Origin of the sequence: Enhydrobacter sp., from assembly GCA_025808875.1 — a bacterium.
In the GTDB taxonomy this organism is placed as follows: Bacteria; Pseudomonadota; Alphaproteobacteria; order Reyranellales; family Reyranellaceae; genus Reyranella.
In genome coordinates, this window is record CP075528.1 from 793,865 (window position 1) to 809,958 (window position 16,094).

Here is a 16,094-nt window from a genome sequence, read left to right on the forward strand (position 1 = left end):
CATCGTCATTGTCAGCGCCGCGATTGCGCTACAGGTCGCTCTTCCGGCGATCAGTCAAACCGTCACCGGCGACGACGCGTTCTGGTTGAGCGGTGACCGCGCAGTACGCAGGTTATGTAAAGATCACTCTAGCTAAGGAGGTCGCCATGCGCACCATCCGCAATTACGCGTTGTCTATCGTTGCGTCCGCTGCGCTCGTGCTCGGCGGCTGTGTCACGTCGCCGAGTTCGAGCGTGACCGGCCCACAGGCGGTTGCGACCTCTGCCGTCGCGCCGACCGATCCCATCGGCGCGCTCTGCGCGAAGTACTTCGAGAACAAGACGTACGACGCCAGGCTCGACAAGGGCACCGGCACGTTGTTCATCGAGGCCGTGTACCGGAAGTGTGAGTCTGCCGGTTTCGTTAGGAGTAACCCGCAGGTGAAGCTCACGGTAGACTGGAATCGCACCGGTAGTTTCAGCGGCCGCGAGCGTCTCGAACTCTATTTCGAGGTAGCGGTAGGTCAGCTCATCTGGATTAATCCAGGAGATGGAAAGACGAAGAAGGCCGTCCTCACTCTGAAGTCGGATGGCACGTTCGAACAGCAATGGCACTTTACGGACGGTAGTTCTGAGAGTGCGGTCTTTCGTCCGCGGCGATAGTTGCGCGACCCGATCTATGACCCCGGTGCGATCTAGCACCGGGGCTTGTTTTGTTGAGCGGTGACCGCAGTACGCAGGTTATGTAAAGTTGGTCGCCATGCGCGCCACCATCAAGTCTGCCATCGTTCTGCTTGCACTCGTGCTCGGCGGCTGCGTCACCACGCAGTCCACGGCCACTCCACCCATCGACATGGGTGCTGCGCCCGCGGTGAGCCCAAGTAGGCTCGCTGAAATCTGCGAACACTTCAAAGATGGCATGGTCTACTCTGGCGATCTCGATCTCGGCTATCGGTTTGTCTCGATCGAAGTGACCTACGGGGGCTGCAAGGTTTGGAGACAAAAGACAAAGGAGGGCCAGTCAATTGTAGAGATTCTGGTGAGAAAGTGGCAGCTGCAAGGCTCCGCGCCGGAAAAAGAATTCGCGCAAACATGGGCCGTCATAAGTAATGACGTCCTATACTGGCTAAATCCGCGACCAGAGCCTAACTTGCGTGGCAAGGTGATCCAGCTGGTCGGCAAAAACTACACCGAGCAGCGGATTTTGGGGTCAGGTAATGGGCGGCCAACAATGATCAAGCGGCGAGAGCGGTGAAAGGCGGCACCGAACCGCTGCTCTGAACCTTACTGCGGGTATTTTTGCGGGTACGCGAATTTCCCGGGCTGAAAAAGATCTGTTGTGACAAAGGGTTATCGGCTCAATGTGACGACGCCCCTGGCACCATTCCTCGTCGACGACCCGAGAATCTCCTAGACTGCGGACGCTTGCGGACGCTGCACGGCCGCATGGGGTGGGGGAAGCCGATGACACGTGAACGGGATGTTCCGCTGCGCTGCGGCGGTGTCGCATGAGCCGCGTGCTGATCGCCGGGGGTGGCGTCGGCGGGCTGGTGTTGGCGATGATGCTGCACCGGCGCGGCATCGACTGCGTCGTGTTCGAGGCGGCGGTCGAGGTCAAGGAGCTGGGCGTCGGCATCAACACCTTGCCGCACGGCATTGCCGAGCTCGAGCAGCTCGGGTTGCTGGCGGAGATGGATCGCATCGCCATTCGCACGCGCGAACTGCGCTACCTGAATCACCTCGGCCAGACCATCTGGTCGGATCTGCGCGGGACCTGGGCCGGTCACGCCACGCCGCAATTCTCGGTTCATCGCGGCCGCCTGCACGGAATGCTGTGGCGCGCGGCGCTTGGAAGGCTGCCCGAGGACAGCGTCCGCACGGGGCATCGGCTGGCGGGCTTCAGCCAGGACGCGGAAGGCGTCACCGCCGAATTCACCACGACGACGGGCACCGTCACCGAACGGGGCGATGTTCTGGTCGGCGCCGACGGTATCCATTCGGTGCTGCGCGCCCAACTGCATCCCGAGGACGGCGGCATCCGCTGGAACGGCATCCAGATGTGGCGCGGTGCACTCGACTATCCGGTGTTGGAGACGGGCGATGTCATGCTCATTGCCGGCGACGAGGTCGCCAAGCTGGTCTTCTATCCCATCGCTCCCGGCAAGAGCCCGGACACGCGGCTGACCAACTGGGTGATCTACGCGCATGCCGGCGACCCCGAACAGCCGCCGCCGCGCCGGCAGAAATGGTCGCGCGTCGGCAAGCTGGAGGAGGTGTCGAGGTTCTCGCACCGGCTGAAGCTGCCCCAGCTCGATGTCGAGGGCATGATCCGCGCCACCGGCGAGTTCTATGAATATCCGATGTGCGACCGCGATCCCTTGCCGTGGTGGACGCAGGGGCGGGTCACCTTGCTCGGCGATGCGGCGCACCCGATGTATCCGGTCGGCAGCAACGGCGCCTCCCAGGCCATCCTCGATGCGCGCTGCCTCGCCGACCTGCTGGCGGCGCATCCGCCGGGCGAGGCGCTCGCCGCCTATGACGCGGACCGTCGGCCCAAGACCGCGGCCCTCGTCGCCAGCAACCGCCAGGGTGGGCCGGAGCGGGTGGTGGATTTCGTCGCCCGGCGCGCGCCGCAGGGCTTCACGGATCTCGCCGGGATCGCCACGCCCGAGGAGCTGAAAGCCATCGTCGGCGGCTATGCCCAGATGGCCGGCTTCGCCGCACCCAGGCCGTCGCCGTAGACCGGACGACTCCCGTCTCCCATCTTGCCGCAGACGCTTCGGTGCGGGCGGATGTGCGTAGTACTATCGGGCACCCGCCAAGAGATCGTCCGGGAAGTACGCGGTGGCAATGGACCAGTGGCGAAAACCGTCGAACCGTCGCGTCGACCTGTGGTGGCTTTCGCTGGAAGGCGTGTCGGACGATTCGTCGAGGCGCTGGGCCGCGCTGCTCGACGACGACGAGCGCGCGCGCGCCGTGCGCTTCGTCCACGATCGGGATCGCCGTCCGTTCGTCGCCGCGCACGCCCTGTTGCGCGTGCTGTTGCAGGCGTTCGGCGGTCGGCCCGCCGCCGCGTGGCGGCTGGCCGCAGGGCGCCACGGCAAGCCCGTGCTGCATCCCGACCATGGCCAGGATGCGGCAAGCCTCTCCTTCAACATCTCGCACACGCGGGGCGCGGTCGCCTGCGCGACGACCCTCGATCACCCGGTCGGGGTGGACGTCGAAGCGCTGGAGCGTCCGGGCGACCTGATGGAGATCGCCCGGTCCTACTTCGCGCCGGCCGAACTCGCCACGCTGCGCGCGACGGCACCGGCGGACCGGCGCGCGACGTTCCTGCGGCTGTGGACGCTCAAGGAGGCGTACCTGAAGGCGCGCGGCGACGGGCTGTCGCTGCCGCTCGATCGCTTCGCCTTCTCGCTGTCGCCGCCGCGCGTCACCTTCGAGCCGGGCTTCGGCGACAGGGCGGGCGACTGGCAGTTTCATTCTCTTTCGGCCGGCACCGCGCATGTGCTGTCGCTCGCCGTTCGACACGGAGCCGATGAGCCGCTCGCCGTGCAGGAGCATCGGCTGAGTCCGGCCGATCTCGACGGGTAGGCGACGAAGGCCCATCGCGTCGCCGGGAGAGTCAGATTCGCCCGTGACGCCGGAATCGGGGGGTCGAATCGCCCTCCGATGCAGACGCCATCGGCATCGGACGGAATCCATCGACCGAATTAGGTCCTTGTCAGTGAGTCGAGGTAAAATGCGCCCATGAGCACCCTGACCACACCCGGCCGCGAGGGCCGCGCGGGATTTCCCGTATCGACGTTCTCCTTTGCCAATCGCCCGCCGACCCGTCCTCCCGACATGTGACCGGAGGTTTCCGCAGTTCCCGCAGTTTGCGCAACGCATTCCGGCAGAGAGCAGGCACACCACCCTGAGGGCGTCTCGGGCGGGTGCTCGCGACGTTGATTGTCCGGCGACACCCCGCCGGAGGTTTGCGAGGTTTCCGAGGTTTCCGAGATCGATTTCCGCGATTTCCGCGATTTCCGCGACGGGGGTCGTAGCGGTTCGGGTCGGCGCGAATGCAACCGGTAGGGTCAGTCGTCCCGGCGTCGCCGGGCGGCGTAGCCGCGGTAGAAGGCCGGTCCCAATTCGGGATGGGTCTCGATCCGGTGCGTCTGGGAATCGATCGTCCAGCGGTCGACGATGTCGTAGCCGAGCCCGTCGAGCGCCTGCGGCACCTCGCGCTCGTCGCGAACGTGATAGGGCACTTCGGCGACCCGGAAATTTTCCAGCGTCACCACGGTGGGGCCATCGCGCGTCACGACCTTGTTGAGAAGGATGTGGCGCGGCAACCGGCGCAGGCGCCGGACCAGTTCCGGCAGGGGCCGGTCGAGATAGGGCATCAGCCCCGACGCCAGCAGGACGTCGGCGGGGGCGGCGTCCTCGAGGCGCTCGACGAAGGACAGGGTCCGGTCGGTGGGTCGCGCCTGCTTGCGTCCGGCCCGGACCAGCGCCGGCAGGTCGTAGACGGTCCACTCGATCCGCGCGAGATCGAGATAGGGCTCGAAGGCGCGATACTTCACCCCGATGTGGCCGCCGGCGTCGACCACGTGGATCGGCTCGGCGGACAGTCGCTTCAGCCAGTAGAGGATCGGATAGTCCCACAGCGGGACCTGCTGCATCAGCTCCTTCGAGACCTCGGTGACGTCGTCGTTGTCGTAGCCCCGCAGCTTGCCCGGCCGCACGTTCTTCAGGGCCTCCTCGTGCGAGGCGAAGGCGCCGCGAAAGCGCAGGGTGTCCGGGGCGAGGGCGCGGTAGCGGCCGATGGCGGTCAGGGCTGCGATCTTCATCTGGTGGCGCAGCGCGGCGACGAAACCGGAACCGGCGACCCATTCTGCTTCGGCAAGGAGCTCCATTGGACGATACGCTACACGAATGCCGGGGCGACCGCGATTCGTCGAGGATGCCGGCAGGCTCGCCGAGGCGGCATGCCCGGGAGCGGCGAACGGTGCTAGGTTGATCGGGCCTGACCGGGGCCGGTCGAGCGAACAGGAGACCAGAATGCCCGTGACATTGGACACCATCGGTCAAGACTTCGGGACCATTATCCAGATGCAGAGCACGATGATGAAGGAGAGGGGCGACGCCCTGAAGGGCATCATCCGGAAGATGGGCTGACGCCGTCCCGGCGGCCCTTCGGCATGTCGCTCGGCAAGGACAATTGGGGCTGGCGCGCCCGTATCGGCCTGTTCATCGTCGCCAGCGAGGCGGTGCCGGAAGCGGAATGGTGGGCGATGGCGCCCGCCGGCGTTTCCGTTCACGCCGCCCGAGTGACGGCGAAGGCGCCGTGGGCATCCTGGTCGGCCGACCGGGCCGGCGTCGAGCTCGCGGCCGACCTGGACCGCGGCTGCCGGCAGTTCGCCGCAATGCAGCTGTCGGCGGTGACGGTCGCGCACACTTCGAGCAGCGTCGTGGGCGGCAAGGGATGGGACGAGGCGGTGATCGCCCGCCTCGCGGCCGAGCTCGGCAACGGCGTGAACGTCACGACCAACGGGCTCGACACGCTGATGGCCCTGCGCGCCGCGGGCATCACGCATCCCCTCCTGGTGTTGCCGCCGTGGTTCCCCGACGACACGATCGCCGCCGCGCTGCGCTACTACCGGGAGCAGGGGATCGAACCGGCGGCGCATCTGCGCATGGATCCCGGGCGCAAGTGGCGCGACCTCGCGCCCGGCGATCTCTACGGGCAGGGGCTGGGGTTCGCCCAGGAGATCGAGCCGCTCTACCGGCAGATCCGCGCGGCATGCCCGCCGCGCGCCGACGGCGTTCTGATCGCCGGCACGGGCTTTCGCTGCGTCGGCATCCTGGAGGCGCTCGAGCGCGACCTCGGACGACCGGCGGTCTCGGCGAACCAGGCCGGCCTGTGGCGCTGCCTGCGCTTGAGCGGGGTGCGCGAAGCGGTCGAGGGCTATGGTAGTTTGCTCAGGCTTGGTTGAAATCGAAGGAGTCGGGTGCGCGCATGAGTCAGAGTTCCGTCACCATCTTCCGCGCCCGCCGAATCCTCACCATGAACCCCGCCCGTCCCGAGGCGACCCATGTCGCGGTGCGCGAGGGCCGCATCCTGGGCGTCGGGCCGCTCGAGGAACTCGTCGGGTGGGGTGCCCACACCCTCGACGACAGGTTCGCCGACAAGGTGCTCCTGCCGGGGCTGGTCGAGGGCCACAGCCACGCCAGCGAGGGCACTTTCTGGAACTACACCTACGTCGGCCGTTTCGATCGCATGGATCCGGATGGCAAGGTCTGGCCGGGCGCCGCGTCGATCGAGGAGGTGGTGTCGCGCCTGCGGCAAGCCGAGAATTCCCAGGCGACGTCCACCGAGCCGCTGTCGGGCTGGGGACTCGATCCGATTTATTATGGCGACCGTCGCGTCGTGCGCGCCGACTTCGATCGTGTGTCCGCCGGGCGCCCGGTCGGCGTGATGCATGCCAGCGGCCACATCTTCAACGTCAACAGCCGGGCCCTCGAGATCGCCGGCCTGCTGCGACCGGGCATCAATCATCCCGGCGTGCCGCTCGGCGCCGACGGCCTGCCGACGGGTGAGTTGAAGGGACCGGAAGCGATGGCGCTTGTCGGTGGCCATATCGGCTTCGATCGCGAACGTCTCGCCAACGACGAGCCCGGCTTGCGGCGCTTCGCGCGCCTGTGTGTGCGGCGTGGCGTGACGACGGCGACCGATCTGGCCAACCTGCTGCCCGACGACGCCGTCGCCATGATGCGGCGCGTCACCGGCGAGGCGCGTTTTCCCGTGCGCATCGCGTCGTTCCGCCGCTTCCAGGCCCTGACACCGCAGCAGGCGGTCGACCATGCAATGGCGTTGCGCAAGCAGTCGACCGATCGCCTGCGGCTGGGGGCGGTCAAGCTCTTCGTCGACGGTTCGATCCAGGGTTTCTCTGCCCGCCTGCGCTGGCCGGGCTACTACAACGGTGCACCAAATGGTCTTTGGTACACGCCGCCCGAGTCGATCCGCGAGCTCTACCGGCTGGCGCTGCGTAACGGCGTTCTGGTGCACAGCCATACCAACGGCGATCAGGCGACGGAGATGGCGCTCGACTGCCTCGAGGAGGCGCTTCTTGACCAACCCGCGCGCGACCACCGCTTCACCCTGCAGCATTGCCAGCTCGCCGATGCCGCGCAGTTCCGGCGTATGGCGCGGCTCGGCATGTGCGCGAACCTCTTTCCCAATCATCACTTCTATTGGGGCGACCAGCACTACGAGACGACGGTCGGGCCCGAGCGCGCCATGCGCATGAACGCCTGCGCCACGGCGCTCGCATCGGGCGTGCCGCTCGCCATTCACTCCGATGCGCCGGTGACGCCGCTCGGGCCGATCTTCACGGCGTGGTGCGCGGTCAACCGGCTGACCGCGAGCGGACGCGTGCTCGGCACCACGGAGCGCATTTCCGTCGCCGACGCGCTGCGCACCATCACCCTCGGTGCCGCCTGGACCCTCGGGCTAGATGCCGAGGTGGGGTCGATCGAATGCGGCAAGCGCGCCGACTTCGCCGTGCTCGAGGACGATCCGACGCAAGTCGCGCCCGAGCAGCTCAAGGATATCGGCATCTGGGGCACGGTGCAGGACGGCCGCGTCTTCCCCGCCGGCGAGGCATGACGGCTCCGCGACTGCCGGTCACGGTGATCGGCGGCTATCTCGGCGCCGGCAAGACGACACTGGTCAACAATCTGCTGCGCGGCGCCGACGGACGGCGGCTTGCCGTGCTGGTCAACGATTTCGGCGCCGTGCCGATCGACCGCGACCTGATCGTCGCGTCCGACGGCGACACGGTGGAACTCGCGGGTGGCTGCGTCTGCTGCAACTACGGCTCCGACCTCATGGAGGCGCTGGCAAACCTGCCGGCGCGGTTGCCGGGCATCGAGGGCGTCGTGCTGGAAGCCAGCGGCGTGGCGCTGCCCGGCATGGTGGCCAGCGCCGTCACCCTGCTGCCGGTCTACCGCATCGACGGCGTCGTCGTTCTGGCCGATGCCGGCACGGTCCGCGAGCGGGCGGACGACGCTTATCTCGGCGACACGATCCGCCGCCAACTCGAAGCCGCCGACCTCGTCGTGCTCAATCGGTGCGATCTGGTCGAAGAGACGACGCGAGAAGCCCTGGCGATATGGCTGTCGCAGGAGGTCCCCCACGCCCGGGCGGTGACGGCCGTACGCGCCGACATCACGCCCGATCTCGTGCTCGGCCTGCGCGATGCGCCGGCTGACCGGCCGTCGTCGATCCTGCGGACGCCGGGCGCGCCCGATGCGGCGGCACTCTACGAATCGGTGGAGGTCGCGGTGCCGGTCGCAGTCGACGCGGAGGCGCTGGCGCGACGGCTAACCGCGCCCGGGCTTGGGTTGTTGCGCGCCAAGGCGATCGTGGAGGGAGCGGACGGCCGCAAGACCGCGCTCCACGTCGTCGGCGGACGCTACGGGATCGATCCCGCGCCCGCCGGCGCCCGCACCGGAAGGCTGGTCGCCATCGGTCTGCGCGGTCGGCTCGATGTCGCGGCACTCCGGTCGATCGTGCAGAATTGACCGGTCGTCGGCGCGCCGCCTACACGCGCTCGATGCGGGCGCGACCGAACAGCCCGTGCGGGCGCAACGCCAACATGGCCAGCAGCACGAAATAGGGCACGATGCTGCCGAAGCCGCTGCCCAGCCGTTCGTCCAGATAGCCGGCGCCGAGGCTCTCCAGGATGCCGATGGCGATCGCCGCGACGATCGTTCCGCCGATGCTGTCGAGGCCGCCGATGATGACGATGGGAAACACTTTCAGCCCGACCAGCGCCACGCCGAAGCCGCTGCCGGCCACGAACACCCACAGCACGCCGGCGATCACCGCCACCACGCCGGCCATCGCCCAGGCGATCGCGAGGTGCCTGTCGACGTCTATTCCGACCGCAGCCGCCGCCTGCGGGTCGTCGGCCATCGCCTGGAGGGCGACGCCGGTGCGGCTGTAGCGGTAGAACAAGCCGACGAGACCGGTGCACAGGATGGCGAGCGCCGCGGCGACGAGCTTGTCGGTCGCGATCGCAAGGTCGCCGACCATCAGCGGTTCCTTCAGGAGCGTCGGGGGCAGCATCGCCGGCGTGCCGCCGAACAGCGGCGGGTAGACGCCGCGCATCGCCATGCCGAGTCCCAGCGTGACCATGATCGCGGCGATGGCGGGGCGGCCGACGAGGCGGCCCATGACGAGCCGGCTGAAACCAACTGCCAGCGCGACCATGACGGCCGACGCGAAGACGACGGCGCCGATCGGCCCGAGATCGAGCACATGGACGCCCGTGCCGGCGAGCGCCGCGGCCACCATGATCCACTCGCCCAGGGCAAAGTTGATCATCCTCGAGGCTTTGTAGACGAGCACGAAGGCGAGCGCGATCAGCGTGTAGATCGCACCGGCCAGCGCGCCGTCGATCAGCAACGCCAGGAAGAACGCCATCGCCGCCGATCGGATCTCAAGCGACGCCGCTCAGGGCGTCTTGGCGCCCAGCCAGAGCGGCCACAATCCCTTGCCGGCCTTGCGGGCAAGCGATTCGTGGTGCGCGTAGCGCTCGCTGGCCGTCGCATCGCCGGCCATCGCCGCGCCCAGACCTGCGCCATAGACCATGCCGTCTTCGAGCAGGCGCAGGGCCACGTCGTGCGGTTGCGGCCGGCTGCCCGCCGGCATTTCCGCCACGACGGTGCATTGCGCGACCGCGCGGCATGACCGGTCCCATCCTGCGAACCTGCAGGTGAGCCCGCGATCGGCGGCGGCGAGGATGTCCTCGAGCGCGGCGCGGGCGCGCATGCCGGGAACGGTCTCCTCGCCGGTCTGACGGTTCGTCAGCTCGGGCGCCTGGATGCCCCACAACCGGATCTGCGGCTTGAGTCCCAGCCCGACGAGCGTGCCGCCATCGACGGCGAAGCCCTTGCCCTGCCAGGTCGCGGGCAGCTCGTCGAGGAAGGCCGAGCACTCGGCCATCCGGTTCGACGGCTGGGCGGTCGCGGGTGCCGCCAGCGCGACACCCGCCAAGGTGAGAAGGGCGAGGCCCCTTTTCACGACAGGAACGCGGCGGCCTCAGTCGGCCGCTTTCTTCATGCCGTCGTCGAGCGCCTCGAGCACCTTCGGCGGCGACATCGGCAGGGCGTAGAAACGCTTGCCGAGTGCGTCGTAGACGGCGTTCGACACCGCCGAGAGCGGCGGCACCAGCGGGACCTCGCCGACGCCGCGCACGCCTTGCGGATGTTTCGGGTTGGGGATCTCGATGATGACGTTGTCGAGCATCGGCAGGTCCGATGTCACCGGCATGCGGTAGTCGAGGAAGCTCGCGTTGTCGAGTTTCCCGGTCTTGTCGTAGATGTACTCCTCGCTGAGCGCCCAACCGATGCCCTGGGCGGCGCCGCCCTGCATCTGCCCTTCGACGTACGCCGGATGGATGGCGCGGCCGACGTCCTGGAACGAGGTGTAACGCAGCACGCGCACGATGCCGAGGTCGGGGTCGACCTCGACGTCGCAGATGTGGGTGGCGAAGCCGCCCTCGGCGCCCGTCGTGTTGAGCTGCCGGCCGGCGCCGATCGGGCCGCCAGTGGCGTTGGCCTGGGCAGCGAGCTGGGCGAGCGTCAGCGGCTCGAACTTTCCGGCGTTGTCGCCAGCCGGTCGCGCCTCGCCGTTCTCCCAGGTCACGGCCTCGGGATCGATCTTCCAGATCTTGGCGGCGCGTTCCCTGAGCTGCACGATCACCTGCTCGGTCGATTGCGTCGCCACGATCGCCGAGGCGTAGGTGACCCGGCTGCCGCCGGTCAGGTTGGAGAAGCCGATGACGCTGGTGTCGCCGATCAGCACCGAGACCTTCTTGTAGTCGATGCCGAGCAGCTCGGCGACGATGTTGGCCGTCGAGGCGCGGCTGCCGCCGATGTCGGGATGGCCGGTGACCACCACCACGGTCCCGTCCTCGGCGATGTTGACCTGCGCGCTCGATTCGCCGGGCGCGTTGAACCAGAAGCCCGAGGCGACGCCGCGGCCGCGCAGGAAGCCGTTCTTCGACTTCTCGAGCTTGGACTTGTAGTGGGGATGCGCCATCGCCTGCTTGATCGTCTCCTCATAGCCGATCACGGGATAGACCGGGCCGTGCGCCGCCTTGGTGCCCTGCTTGGCGGCATTCTTCAGGCGCAGCTCGAGCGGATCCATCTTGAGCTTCTCGGCGACCTCGTCGAGCACGCACTCCACGGCGTAGGCTCCGATCGGCGCGCCAGGCGCGCGATAGGCCGCGACCTTGGACCGGTTGGAGACCACGTCGAAGCCCTGCGACAGGACATTCGGGATGTTGTAGGGCGCAAAGGCGCAACCCGCGGCGCCGCGGATCGGCGAGCCGGGCAATCCGCCGGCCTGCAGGTAGAAGACGCCCTTGGCCGCGACGATCTTGCCGTCCTTGGTGGCGCCGATCTTGACCGTGCTCATCGATCCGGAGGTCGGGCCGGACGCGCGGAACACCTCCTCGCGCGTCATCACCATCTTGACCGGACGGCCGGACTTCTTCGCCAGCAGCAGCGCCACCGGTTCGAGATAGACGATGGTCTTGCCGCCGAAGCCGCCGCCGATCTCGGCGGGAATGGCGCGGATGTCGCTCTGGGGGATGCCCGTCAGGTACGTGCACATGGCGCGGACCATGAATTGGCCCTGGCTCGAGCTCCAGATCGTGGCCTTGCCGTCGACGACGCTGACCAGGCAGGCATGCGGCTCGATGTAGCCCTGATGGACCGGCCGGGTCTTGAAGCTGCGCTCGACGACTACGTCGGCCTGCTTGAAGCCCTCGTCGATGTCGCCCAGCTTGTGCTCGAGCTTGCCGGTGATGTTCGACGGCTTGCCGTCGACCTTGTTGAACTCGTGCAGAATCGGCGCGTCGGGCTTGATGGCGTCCTCGATCTCGATGACCCAGGGCAGCACTTCGTACTCGACCTCGATCAGCTTGCACGCCTCGGCGGCGATCTTCTCGGAGATGGCGGCGACGGCGGCGACGGGATGGCCGTGGAACAGCGCCTTCTCGCGCGCCATGACGTTGCGGCACATCCAGCGCATGTCCTGGATGCCCAGCATCAGCGGGCCCTTCTCGATCGGGAAGTCGACGATGTCCTTCGACGTCACCACCGCCTTCACGCCGGCCAGCGCCTCGGCCTTGGTGGTGTCGATCGACTTGATGCGGGCGTGCGGATGCGGGCTGCGCAGCACCTTGCCCCAGATCATGCCGGGCATGTTGGTGTCGGCGGCATAGGCGGCGCGGCCGGTCACCTTGTCGGCGCCGTCGGGACGGATCGTGCGCTTGCCGATCCACTTGTTGTCGGGGGCGGTGATCGGGTTGTTCATCGGCGGGCCTCCTTCATGTCGGCGGCGGTTTCCATGACGGCACGAACGATCTTGTCGTAACCCGTGCAGCGGCACAGGTTGCCGGCGAGCCAGAAACGCACGTCGTGCTCGGTCGGATCGGGATTGCGCTCGAGCAGGGACTTGGCGGCCATCAGCACGCCGGGCGTGCAGATGCCGCACTGCAGGGCCGCCAGCTCGAGGAACTTCTGCTGCAGCGGATGGAACTCGCCGCCTTGGGCCATGCCCTCGATGGTGCCGAGCTCCTGGCCTTCGGCCTCGGCGGCCAGCATGAGGCAGGAGCAGACGATGCGGCCGTTCACCGTGATCGTGCAGGCGCCGCAGTCGCCCGAGCCGCAGCCTTCCTTGCTGCCGGTCAGGCCGAGCGGCCCGCGCAGCACGTCGAGCATGCTTTGGTCGGCGTCGCAGAGGAACTCCATCGGCTCGCCGTTGATGGTGGTGGTTACGTGCTGTTTGGCCATGTCTCAGTTTCTCCCGGCGCGCTCGGCGGCGATGGTGGCGGTGCGCTTGAGCAGCACGCCCGCGACCTTGGTGCGGTAGGCGATGGTGCCGCGCTTGTCGTCGATCGGACGGCAGGCGGCGCTGCACGCCTTGGCGGCCTTGTCGAGCGCGGCGGCGTCGAGCTTGGAGCCGATCAGCGCCTTCGCCGCCTCCTCGACCAGAAGTACGGTGGGCGCCACGGCGCCCAGCCCGACGCGGGCGGCGGTGACGGTGCCCTTATCGAGGGTGAGGCTGACGCCGCAGCCGACGACGGCGATGTCCATCTCGGTGCGCGGGATCATGCGCAGGTAGGCATCGCTCGAGCCCTTGGGCCGCGCCGGCAGGGTGAAGCTGACGACGATCTCGCCCGGAGTCAGGTTGAGCTTGCCCGGGCCCGCCGGCACCTTTTCGACGGCCAGCTCACGCCGCCCCTTGGGGCCCTGGATGGTGACGATGGCGCCGGCCGCGACCATGGCCGGCACGCTGTCGCCGGCCGGGGAGGCGTTGCACAGGTTACCGCCCGGCGTGGCGCGGCCCTGGATCTGAGTCGAGCCGATCAGGTTCGTGGCCTCGACAACGCCCGGCCAGGCCTTCTTGAGCTTGGGATGCTCGCGCATGGCGGCGCCCGACACCGCGGCGCCGATCCGGAAGCCACCGCCGGCGATCTCTTCGATGGCCGTCATCTCGGCGATCTTCTTGATGTCGACGAAGAGCGTGGGCCGGACGACGCCAGACCTCATCTGGACCAGCAGGTCGGTGCCTCCGGCCAGGATGCGGGCGCTTCCGGCGGCGGCGGCGAAGGCCTTGACCGCTTCGTCGAGCGTCCGCGGCGCTACATATTGTGTGTCCGTCATGGTTCGTACCGTAATCCTTTTCCGTCGCCTGAAACTCTCGTTGGCTGGAGCGTAGGCCGGAAGGTTGTCCGGCAGCAAGGCGCTTTGCCTCCATGCCGCGTGGCGAGCCCTCGTTCCGAATGTATTGAACATCGCGAATGGGGGTACGACAGGGAACGCGTGCGTCGGCGTCCTCTCGCTCGACGGGAAACGGCTCATGGAAACGGTACCGACCCGCGGAGAACCCGGGTGCAAGGGAGCGCCGTCTTCCGGCACTCGAACGTCGCGCAGCGCCCAGATGTTGAGCTGGCCGAATTAAAAAACGGCAATTAATTCGTCCTCGCTCCAGATGTAGGGACAGGTCCGCCCTCGCGCCCGGTCGTCACCCAGAGCCGGTGCGTGTGGATGTGTGCGATCGGGGCGACAGACGTCGTGGCCTGCCGGCCGATCGGAAAGACCGCATGCACACGAGCAAAAACGCCGGCCGGAGTTGCCGGAGTTTCCCTGTCTCACTTTTGGGGGGCACCCCGTCGCGGAAATCGCGCAAATCGCGGAAATCGATCTCGGAAACCTCGGAAACCTCGCAAACCTCCGGCGGGGTGTCGCCGGACAATCGACGTCGCGGGCACCCGCCCGAGATGCCCTCAGGGTGGTGTGCCTGCTCTCTGCCGGAATGCGTTGCGCAAACTGCGGGAACTGCGGAAACCTCCGGTCACGGGTCGGGAGGACGGGTCGGCGGACGATTGGCGAAGCAGAACGTCGATACGGGAAATCCCGCGCGGCCCTCGCGGCCGGGTGTGGTCATGGTGCTCATGCGCGTATTTTACCTCGACGCACCGGCGAGCACCTAATCGGGTCGATGGATTCGGTCCGATGCCGATGGCGTCTGCATCGGAGGGCGATTCGACCCCCCGATTCCGGCGCCGAGCGCGAATCTGACTCTCCGAGTCGCCGATGATAATGACGATGGCCACGGCGGCGATCGAGCCGAAGGGGACTCAAAACATGCCCGGCTCGCCGAGGTCGGTGCCGTCGATCATGCGGCTGTAGCGGAAGGGTCGGGGATCGACGATCGGTGGGTCGCCGGCGACGATGTCGGCCGCCAGCCGGCCGGCGCCGGGGCCGATGCCGAAGCCATGGCCGGTGAAGCCGGTCGACAGGAAGAGACCGGGCAGGCTGTCGACCGCCGAGATGACCGGGATGCCGTCCGGTGTCGAATCGATCAGGCCGCCCCAACTGGCCGCCACCTCGAGGCCGGCGAGTGCCGGGTAGTGTTCGGCGAGCCGGGCGAGCCCGAGTCGCACCAGTGCCGGGTCGGCCGCCGGATCGAGCACCCGATGGCGCTCGAAGGGCGAGATGCCGTCAAGCGCCCAGCGGGCGAAGGATTCGGGGCCATCGAGGAACGAGCGGCCGATCGACACGGTGAGTCCCCAGTGCCGCTTTCGGAAGGTGCGCCAGAATTCGCGAGAATAAAGCAGGCCCTGCGGCGTCAGTTCGAGCAGGCCGCGGCCGCCCAGCCCGACCGTGTAGCCGCCGTCGAGTCGGCGGCGGATGGTCACGTCGGGCATCGACAGGCCGCCTTCGGTCACCTGCGGTGCCGCTTTCGTCGAGAACGAGGTCGAGCGCACACTGGCCTGCGGCAGGCGGATGCCGTGATGGCGGCAGAACATTGACGCCCACGCGCCCCCTGCCAGCAATACAGAGCGTGTGCGGATGCGGCCCTGCTCGGTGACGACTCCGGCCACGCGGCCGGCTGCGATGTCGAGACCGCGCGCGGCGCACTCCTGGTGAATCGTGACGCCGAGACGCCTCGCGCCCTCGGCGATGGCGGGCGCGGCCAACGAGGGTTCGGCGCGCCCATCGGCCGGCGAATGCACGCCGCCGATCCATTGCGTCGAGCTGCCGGGCGTCATCGCCTTGGCTTCGGCGGCGCCGAGCACCTGGCTGTGCATCTGGTATTCGCGCGCGCGCAGCGTCCACTCTTCCCACATGGCGAAGTCGGCCGGCCGCGTCGTGACATAGAGGAGGCCGGTGCGTCGGAAGCCGGTTTCCAGCCCGATTTCCGTGCTGAGTCTGCCCCAGATCTCGAGACTGTGCATGGCGAGCGGCAGTTCGCGCAGATCGCGGTGCTGCTGGCGGCACCATCCCCAGTTGCGGCTGCTCTGCTCGCCGCCGACATGACCCTTGTCCAGCAGCGCGACGGACACGCCTTTCCTGGCGAGAAAGTAGGCGGCGGCGGTGCCGGCCATGCCTGCACCGATCACCACGACGTCGCTCTCGGCAGGAAGCGTCTCGTTGCTCGGGATTCTCTGAACGGGTGGCGACACGCACGGGCCCCTGACGCTGGACATTCGCGTGGCGAGGGTGATGCACGTCGGTCCGTCGGACAAGCCCTCCGGACAAGCGTCG

14 protein-coding genes are annotated in these 16,094 nt (G+C 67.9%); 7 read left to right on the top strand and 7 right to left on the bottom strand.

Translation table 11 applies throughout. The annotated features are described in order from the left end of the window. Positions 1 to 146: 146 nt before the first annotated feature. The 4 genes from KIT25_03915 to KIT25_03930 all read left to right on the top strand — a co-directional run bounded on the left by KIT25_03915 (position 147) and on the right by KIT25_03930 (position 3,572). Positions 147 to 641 carry a hypothetical protein gene (locus KIT25_03915; GenBank protein UYN96101.1) on the top strand — a complete coding sequence of 165 codons (495 nt, stop codon included), beginning with the start codon at positions 147 to 149 and terminating at the stop codon, positions 639 to 641. Between the two features lie 97 nt (positions 642 to 738). Then, positions 739 to 1,233 (top strand): hypothetical protein, encoded by a 495-nt coding sequence (locus KIT25_03920; GenBank protein UYN96102.1) that lies wholly within the window; start codon positions 739 to 741, stop codon positions 1,231 to 1,233. 253 nt (positions 1,234 to 1,486) lie between these two features. Beyond that, positions 1,487 to 2,719: a flavin-dependent oxidoreductase gene (locus KIT25_03925; GenBank protein UYN96103.1), complete on the top strand. Its 1,233-nt coding sequence runs from the start codon at positions 1,487 to 1,489 to the stop codon at positions 2,717 to 2,719. Between the two features lie 109 nt (positions 2,720 to 2,828). Beyond that, a complete protein-coding gene (locus KIT25_03930) occupies positions 2,829 to 3,572 on the top strand; it encodes a 4'-phosphopantetheinyl transferase superfamily protein (protein UYN96104.1) in 744 nt (247 codons plus the stop codon). A gap of 485 nt (positions 3,573 to 4,057) precedes the next feature. Here KIT25_03930 and KIT25_03935 read toward each other — a convergent pair whose 3' ends face one another. Continuing rightward, entirely contained in the window at positions 4,058 to 4,879 is an 822-nt protein-coding gene (locus KIT25_03935; protein ID UYN96105.1) for a methyltransferase, TIGR04325 family, read from the bottom strand. Between the two features lie 285 nt (positions 4,880 to 5,164). Here KIT25_03935 and KIT25_03940 point away from each other — a divergent pair, with 285 nt between their 5' ends. From KIT25_03940 to KIT25_03950, 3 genes are read left to right on the top strand one after another with little or no spacing between them, the layout of a single operon-like run. Continuing rightward, positions 5,165 to 5,959, top strand: coding sequence for a hypothetical protein (locus KIT25_03940; protein UYN96106.1), 795 nt, complete (start codon positions 5,165 to 5,167; stop codon positions 5,957 to 5,959). Between the two features lie 23 nt (positions 5,960 to 5,982). Beyond that, positions 5,983 to 7,632, top strand: coding sequence for an amidohydrolase (locus KIT25_03945; protein ID UYN96107.1), 1,650 nt, complete (start codon positions 5,983 to 5,985; stop codon positions 7,630 to 7,632). Next, complete coding sequence (locus KIT25_03950) at positions 7,629 to 8,549, top strand: GTP-binding protein (protein ID UYN96108.1); 921 nt, start codon at positions 7,629 to 7,631, stop codon at positions 8,547 to 8,549. Before KIT25_03945 ends, KIT25_03950 begins: the two co-directional genes overlap by 4 nt. Positions 8,550 to 8,568: 19 nt before the next feature. Here KIT25_03950 and KIT25_03955 read toward each other — a convergent pair whose 3' ends face one another. The 6 genes from KIT25_03955 to KIT25_03980 all read right to left on the bottom strand — a co-directional run bounded on the left by KIT25_03955 (position 8,569) and on the right by KIT25_03980 (position 16,012). Further along, positions 8,569 to 9,453 carry a branched-chain amino acid ABC transporter permease gene (locus KIT25_03955; protein ID UYN96109.1) on the bottom strand — a complete coding sequence of 295 codons (885 nt, stop codon included), beginning with the start codon at positions 9,451 to 9,453 and terminating at the stop codon, positions 8,569 to 8,571. Between the two features lie 30 nt (positions 9,454 to 9,483). Beyond that, positions 9,484 to 10,053: a thermonuclease family protein gene (locus KIT25_03960; GenBank protein UYN96110.1), complete on the bottom strand. Its 570-nt coding sequence runs from the start codon at positions 10,051 to 10,053 to the stop codon at positions 9,484 to 9,486. 18 nt (positions 10,054 to 10,071) lie between these two features. Continuing rightward, positions 10,072 to 12,354: a xanthine dehydrogenase family protein molybdopterin-binding subunit gene (locus KIT25_03965; protein ID UYN96111.1), complete on the bottom strand. Its 2,283-nt coding sequence runs from the start codon at positions 12,352 to 12,354 to the stop codon at positions 10,072 to 10,074. Continuing rightward, the gene (locus KIT25_03970) at positions 12,351 to 12,833 is read right to left on the bottom strand and encodes a (2Fe-2S)-binding protein (GenBank protein UYN96112.1); all 483 of its coding nucleotides are present in this window, start codon (positions 12,831 to 12,833) and stop codon (positions 12,351 to 12,353) included. The genes KIT25_03965 and KIT25_03970 overlap by 4 nt, the downstream gene beginning before the upstream one ends. A gap of 3 nt (positions 12,834 to 12,836) precedes the next feature. Continuing rightward, the gene (locus KIT25_03975) at positions 12,837 to 13,706 is read right to left on the bottom strand and encodes a xanthine dehydrogenase family protein subunit M (GenBank protein UYN96113.1); all 870 of its coding nucleotides are present in this window, start codon (positions 13,704 to 13,706) and stop codon (positions 12,837 to 12,839) included. A 977-nt stretch (positions 13,707 to 14,683) separates the two neighbouring features. Further along, complete coding sequence (locus KIT25_03980) at positions 14,684 to 16,012, bottom strand: FAD-binding oxidoreductase (protein ID UYN96114.1); 1,329 nt, start codon at positions 16,010 to 16,012, stop codon at positions 14,684 to 14,686. Between the last annotated feature and the right edge of the window lie 82 nt (positions 16,013 to 16,094).

What these genes read in the sequence shown, in the direction of transcription:
- KIT25_03915 (UYN96101.1), top strand. Translation starts at nt 147, where the DNA reads ATGCGCACCATCCGCAATTACGCGTTGTCTATCGTTGCGTCCGCTGCG.
- KIT25_03920 (UYN96102.1), top strand. Translation starts at nt 739, where the DNA reads ATGCGCGCCACCATCAAGTCTGCCATCGTTCTGCTTGCACTCGTGCTC.
- KIT25_03925 (UYN96103.1), top strand. Translation starts at nt 1,487, where the DNA reads ATGAGCCGCGTGCTGATCGCCGGGGGTGGCGTCGGCGGGCTGGTGTTG.
- KIT25_03930 (UYN96104.1), top strand. Translation starts at nt 2,829, where the DNA reads ATGGACCAGTGGCGAAAACCGTCGAACCGTCGCGTCGACCTGTGGTGG.
- KIT25_03935 (UYN96105.1), bottom strand. Translation starts at nt 4,879, where the DNA reads ATGGAGCTCCTTGCCGAAGCAGAATGGGTCGCCGGTTCCGGTTTCGTC.
- KIT25_03940 (UYN96106.1), top strand. Translation starts at nt 5,165, where the DNA reads ATGTCGCTCGGCAAGGACAATTGGGGCTGGCGCGCCCGTATCGGCCTG.
- KIT25_03945 (UYN96107.1), top strand. Translation starts at nt 5,983, where the DNA reads ATGAGTCAGAGTTCCGTCACCATCTTCCGCGCCCGCCGAATCCTCACC.
- KIT25_03950 (UYN96108.1), top strand. Translation starts at nt 7,629, where the DNA reads ATGACGGCTCCGCGACTGCCGGTCACGGTGATCGGCGGCTATCTCGGC.
- KIT25_03955 (UYN96109.1), bottom strand. Translation starts at nt 9,453, where the DNA reads ATGGCGTTCTTCCTGGCGTTGCTGATCGACGGCGCGCTGGCCGGTGCG.
- KIT25_03965 (UYN96111.1), bottom strand. Translation starts at nt 12,354, where the DNA reads ATGAACAACCCGATCACCGCCCCCGACAACAAGTGGATCGGCAAGCGC.
- KIT25_03970 (UYN96112.1), bottom strand. Translation starts at nt 12,833, where the DNA reads ATGGCCAAACAGCACGTAACCACCACCATCAACGGCGAGCCGATGGAG.
- KIT25_03975 (UYN96113.1), bottom strand. Translation starts at nt 13,706, where the DNA reads ATGACGGACACACAATATGTAGCGCCGCGGACGCTCGACGAAGCGGTC.